The 6,253-nt window shown below is 35.2% G+C and carries 6 protein-coding genes; 4 read left to right on the forward strand and 2 right to left on the reverse strand.

Translation table 11 applies throughout. The annotated features are described in order from the left end of the window. Both ACZQCL_RS05310 and ACZQCL_RS05315 read left to right on the forward strand, forming a co-directional pair. Window positions 1-224 (forward strand): enhanced serine sensitivity protein SseB C-terminal domain-containing protein (locus ACZQCL_RS05310; RefSeq protein WP_482482074.1); only part of this gene is annotated, 224 nt, incomplete at its 5' end. 41 nt (window positions 225-265) lie between these two features. Then, window positions 266-1,576, forward strand: a complete 1,311-nt coding sequence (locus ACZQCL_RS05315; protein WP_482482076.1) for a CCA tRNA nucleotidyltransferase — start codon at window positions 266-268, stop codon at window positions 1,574-1,576. Here ACZQCL_RS05315 and ACZQCL_RS05320 read toward each other — a convergent pair. Both ACZQCL_RS05320 and ACZQCL_RS05325 read right to left on the reverse strand, forming a co-directional pair. Further along, window positions 1,571-2,950 carry an MATE family efflux transporter gene (locus ACZQCL_RS05320; protein WP_482482078.1) on the reverse strand — a complete coding sequence of 460 codons (1,380 nt, stop codon included), beginning with the start codon at window positions 2,948-2,950 and terminating at the stop codon, window positions 1,571-1,573. The genes ACZQCL_RS05315 and ACZQCL_RS05320 overlap by 6 nt on opposite strands. A gap of 1 nt (window position 2,951) precedes the next feature. Further along, window positions 2,952-3,383, reverse strand: a complete 432-nt coding sequence (locus ACZQCL_RS05325) for a MarR family winged helix-turn-helix transcriptional regulator (protein WP_227992433.1) — start codon at window positions 3,381-3,383, stop codon at window positions 2,952-2,954. A gap of 144 nt (window positions 3,384-3,527) precedes the next feature. Here ACZQCL_RS05325 and feoB point away from each other — a divergent pair, with 144 nt between their 5' ends. Then, a complete protein-coding gene (gene feoB / locus ACZQCL_RS05330; RefSeq protein WP_482482081.1) occupies window positions 3,528-5,864 on the forward strand; it encodes a ferrous iron transport protein B in 2,337 nt (778 codons plus the stop codon). Between the two features lie 75 nt (window positions 5,865-5,939). Beyond that, window positions 5,940-6,253 (forward strand): HAD family hydrolase (locus ACZQCL_RS05335; RefSeq protein WP_482482083.1); only part of this gene is annotated, 314 nt, incomplete at its 3' end.

Raw genomic sequence — 6,253 nt, forward strand, 5'->3', positions numbered from 1 at the left:
TTCTTTCTATTTATTTGAAAGAAAGAATTGTGAAGGATCAGCCTAGCCACTGGTTCTTAGTTGTGGATATGATTAATGATGATAAACAAACAATTCAAGATTTAGGAAACTTCTGTACGCCTGTAAGTTATGGAAAAGGTTTTGAATTCATGTTTGGAAGTATGGAACTTGCCAAGAAAATTATGGCGGATACAATTCCAACATATGTAAAGGTTACAAAGTAATTAAGGTGCAATTAAGCACCTTTTTCTTATATAATAGAAGTATGAAATTACCTGAATATATATTAGAAATCATTCAAAAAATAAATGATATTGGATATGAAGCGTATGTGGTAGGTGGATGTGTACGTGACTATTTACTAGATCGACCAATCCATGATTATGATATTTGTACAAGCGCCAAACCTGAAGTGATACTAAATTTATTTGATCGAAGTGTGGGAACAGGACTCAAGCATGGAACGGTAACAGTTTTATCAAATTCACCCGTTGAAATCACAACTTTCCGTTTAGAGAGTGAATACAAGGATCATCGTCATCCAGATAGTGTGAAATATGTTTCTACAATTGAAGAAGATTTATCAAGACGTGATTTTACTGTGAATGCGATGGCCTATCATCCAAGTCGTGGCTTGATTGATCCGTATAAAGGACAATTTGATCTTAAAGCGAAAGTCATTCGATGTGTGGGTAATCCAGATCGAAGATTTAATGAAGATGCTCTAAGAATGTTGCGTGCCTATCGTTTTTGTGCAAAACTAGGCTTTTCGATGGATGAAACAGTAAAAACATCCATCGATACAAATGCATCTTTGATTCAATATGTATCTATAGAAAGAATTGTGCATGAATTAAAAGAAATCATGGAAACAAATCCACAAGTATTGGCCGATATGACACTTCTTTTAAAACCAGTATTTAATGAGTTGGATTTGGCATTGATGTGTAGTCAAAACTCAATCTATCACTATACCGATGTCTTGCATCATACTTTAGATGCGATGTGCTATTTAAAACCATATGATGAAACTTTGGCCTTTGCGCTATTATTCCACGATTTAGGCAAAATACAAGTAAAGACAACCGATTTGAATGGAAGGGATCATTTTAAGCATCATGCGAAGGTAGGAAGTGAATTATCTAAAGAGCTTTGTCGACGCTTTAAACTTACAAATGAACAAAGAAAGTGGGTTCCATTCTATGTCTTACATCATGATGATAAATTTACTTGTGATTTAGATTGTATTTATAAATATCGCATTACATATAATTTGGATGAAGAACACTTATTGAACTTACTTCAAATTCGTTATTGTGATGCGATGGCCCATTCTGAATTGGGACAAAAATCAGCTGTCGATGTAGAATTATTCTATGACTATTACATCCAAAATAGAAATCGTTGTATGTGTATATCCCAACTTGCGTTGAATGGAAAGGATATTATAGATGCGACAAATTTCAGAGGAAAACAGATTCAAGAAGCTTTGAATATGTGTTTAAAATACGCTTTTTATCATCCGGAAAAGAATAGGAAAGAAGAATTATTGAATATACTAAAAAATGAGTTATGATTGTTCATAACTCATTTGTGCTAATGTCTTTTTAAAGTTTTTAATAAATAAAGTTATTGTTGTGCTTACCGCAATAAAGTCAGCGATTGGTTCGGCTAGGAATACCGCAAAGATATGATCGGATAAGATGTTTGGTAAGATAAAAATCAATGGAATTAAGACAATGATCTTTCTAAAGATAGCTAAGAAAACGGAAATCTTGGCATTTCCAAACGCAATGAAGGTTTGTTGGCAAGAAATCTGAAGTCCCATCAATAATACGCATGCCATATAGATACGAATGGCCCAGCTTGCCATTGCCATTAATTCTGGATCATTTGTGAAAATAGAAATAAATACTTGAGGGAATAATTCCACTAGAATCCAGATGATACTTGCGTATGTGAAACAACATAGTGTTTGAAGTAAAAAGCCTTTTTTAACGCACTGGCCATTTTTAGCACCAAAGTTGTAACTGATGATGGGTTGTCCACCTTGCGTTAATCCTTGTATTGGCATCATCGCAAACTGCATAACACTCGTTAGAATGGTCATACTTCCAATCGCAACGTCCCCTCCAAATTTAGAGAGTTGCATATTGAAACATAAAGAAATCAAACTTTCTGTTGACTGCATCACAAAAGGTGCGATACCTAAAGCTAAACTAGGAAATAATAGGCTTGGTACGATTTTAAAATTTTCTTTTTTTAACTTAAGAACCGTCTGTTTACCACTCAAGAAATGAATAACCCAAATTGCACTGATAGCTTGCGAAATAATGGTAGCTAATGCAGCCCCTTTTACGCCCATATTGAATCCAAAGATAAAGATAGGGTCTAAAATAATGTTTAAGATAGCTCCAATTAAAACGGTCATCATACTTGTTTTAGAGAATCCCTGACAAGAAATAAAGGCATTCATTCCGAGTGTCATTTGGACAAAAATGGTTCCTAAGGCATAAATACCCATATATTGTTTGGCATAAACAATTGTTTTTGAACTTGCCTGGAATAATTGTAGTAATGGTGTTTGAAAAGCTAATAAACATACAGTTAGAGTTAATGAAATCATAATCAATGCGATAAAACAATTACCCATGATTTTTTCAGCAGTAGGATTATCTTGTTTACCCATATAAATACTAGCTCTTGGGGCACCACCCATACCGACTAAGCACGCAAAGGCGGATACAATCATTATAATTGGAAGACAAACGCCTACGCCTGTTAGGGCGATGGCCCCTACATCTTGAATGTGACCAATATACATGCGGTCAACCACGTTATAGAGTAAGTTAACAATTTGACTTAAGATGGCAGGAACCGCCAACATAAAGAGTAACTTACCAACTTTTTCATGTCCTAAATCCACTTCGGACGCTGTTGTAAATTTCATTTTAATTTGCTCCTTCTATTTTTTCATTCATTTTATTCATTGTATCAATCATACATTGAATATCTTTTGTGGGAATATCCTTGAATAAAACTTGATTGATTTTATCAATCTCAATAGAGATTTTTTCTAATATAGGAATCGCTTCTTCTGTTAATTCAATATAAGAAATCCTTCTATTTTCTGAAACTTTCTTCATTGTGATCAATCCCTTTTGTTCCAAACTTGTTACACTTCGAGAAACCAAAGCTTTTGAAACACCGAGTACAACACGAAGCTGTGTGCTTGTTGTAATGGATGTGTTGTTTTGTAGTAAAATCAAAATCGAAATTTCATTTGGGGAAAAAGTGTATTCTGAAAATCGATCTTTGATTTGTTTGCCGTAATATTCACGCAATCGATTGGATAAACGTAAAAATTCTTCTATAGTCAACATATGCCCTCCTAATGTTTACTTGTGAACAGTTCAATTGTAAACAAGTGGAAGTATTCTGTCAACGAATAGTTAAAAAATATGATATACGATAATTGACTACACAAATAATGTGGATATAATTAGACTGATTAGGGAGGGATATGCATGACGTTAAAAGAGTTAAAAATAGGACAGAGTGCATTGATAAAGGCCGTTGGAGGAACGGGTGCATTAAGACAACACTTTCTAGATATGGGAGTTATACCTGGAGCTGAGGTTACAGTTGTAAAGTTTGCGCCTATGGGTGATCCAATGGAATTGCAGATTCATGGTTATGAATTATCGCTTCGTTTAGATGAAGCTGAAAAAATATTGGTTGAATTAATTGATGAGAGAACAAGAAAGCATGAGAGTGCAGAAAATATAAATAACACCGTTCACCCTGGTTTAGGTGAAGATGGTAAATATCATGTAAAGGCAGATGAACATCCTTTGCCAGAAGGAACTTGTTTGACATATGCCTTGGTAGGAAATCAAAACTGTGGAAAAACCACTTTGTTTAATCAATTAACGGGATCGAATCAACATGTAGGAAATTTTCCGGGTGTAACCGTCGATCGAAAGGATGGCCCAATCAAAGGGTATCCAAATACAATGGTGACAGATTTACCGGGTATTTATTCGATGTCACCTTATACGAGTGAAGAAATTGTATCGCGTAATTTTGTGTTAAATGATAAGCCTAAGGCTATCATTAATATTGTAGATGCCACAAATATTGAGCGAAACTTGTATTTGACTATGCAACTTTTAGAAATGAATATTCCGATGGTTGTTGCACTTAATATGATGGATGAAGTTGCCAACAATCAAGGTTCGATTGATATCAATGGTATGGAGGCTATGCTTGGTGTACCAGTTATACCTATTTCTGCAGCTAAAAACCAAGGTGTTGATGAATTGATTGAACATGTGATTCATATTGCGAAATATCAGGAAAGACCAGGCCGTTTAGATTTTTGTGGGGAAGATGATTTCGGTGGAGCCGTTCACCGTTGTATACATTCCATCTGTCATTTGATTGAAGATCATGCCAAAAAGGTAGATATTCCTTTGCGTTTTGCGGCTAGTAAAATTATTGAAGGCGATAATTTGATTCTTGATCGTTTGGATTTAGATGATAACGAAAAAGAAATGATTGAGCACATTGTGCTTCAAATGGAAAAAGAGCGTGGACTCGATCATAGTGCAGCCATTGCCGATATGCGTTTTTCCTTTATTGAAAAGGTTTGTGAACAAACCGTAGTAAAACCTAAAGAAAGTAAAGAGCGTGTTCGAAGTGAAAAAATTGACCGTATTTTAACGGGTAAATATACCGCAATTCCTATGTTTATTGGAATAATGCTGCTTGTATTCTATCTAACATTTAATGTGGTTGGTGCATGGCTTCAAGGATTGTTAGAACTAGGTATTGATTGGATCACACAAGTAGTGGATGCATGGATGACAAGTGCTCACGTAAGCTATGCTGTACATAGTTTGGTGATTGATGGTATCTTTGCGGGTGTAGGTTCTGTCTTATCTTTCTTACCAATCATTGTGACACTATTCTTCTTTTTATCTATGATGGAAGATAGTGGATATATTGCGCGTGTAGCCTTCTTTATGGATAAACTATTAAGAAAGATTGGGCTGTCAGGAAGAAGTATCGTTCCTTTATTGATTGGATTTGGTTGTACGGTACCAGCCGTTATGTCGACACGTACTTTACCAAGTGAAAGAGATCGTAAGATGACGATTTTGTTGACGCCATTTATGTCTTGTACCGCAAAATTACCTATTTATGCCTTCTTTGTGAATGCATTCTTTCCAAAACAAGGCGGCCTAGTTATGACAGGACTTTATGTTTTGGGCATTGTCGTAGGTGTTTTAATCGCGTTTTTATTTAAAAACACTTTATTTAAAGGAGAAGCTGTTCCATTTGTGATGGAACTTCCAAACTATCGTTTGCCTGGATTAAAGAATGTGAGTCAATTGTTGTGGGAAAAGGCGAAGGATTTCTTACAAAAAGCCTTTACGGTTATTTTTGTGGCAACTGTACTTGTATGGTTCCTTCAAAGCTTTAATTTACAATTCGATATGGTCAAAGATTCAAGCCAAAGTATTTTGGCAATGATTGCCGGATGGATTGCTCCTGTATTTGCGCCATTAGGACTTCAAGATTGGCGTATTGTGACATCGTTGATTAGTGGGTTTATGGCTAAGGAAAGTGTTGTTTCTACACTACAAGTATTATTTGTAGGTGGTGTACATAGTGCATTAACTACACTATCAGCTGCTTCGTTACTTGTATTCTGTTTGATTTATTCACCATGTGTTGCGGCTATCGCATCTATTAAACGAGAACTAGGTGCAAGATGGGCAGTCGGTGTAGTGGCATGGCAATGTGTACTTGCATGGATTTTAGCTTTTGTAGTTCATGTGATTGGTTCTGTATTATAAGTAGCTTTAATGCTACTTTTTTTTTGAAAAAGGATGGTTTATAATTTTTCCATATCTAAGGGAGGGTGTTTACTTATGTATAAGTTAATTGCGTGTGATTTAGATGAAACTTTGATCAAACCTGATCGAACAATTGATTCTAGAGATATTGAGGCCATTAAGAAGTTGAAAGATTTAGGTGTTAAATTTGTACTGGCTACAGGAAGAGGTTATAACACAGTTCAGGGTACATTAAAGGAATTGGATCTTTTTGATGAAGCAAACCAATATGTGATTTCATATAATGGGGGTGCTATCACTGAAAATAAGGATAATCGACTTTTACATTTTGAAGGTATTTCTTTTGAAAAAGCTGAAGAATTATATAAGCGTGGATTAAAGTATGATGT

The organism is Holdemanella sp., from assembly GCF_056804935.1.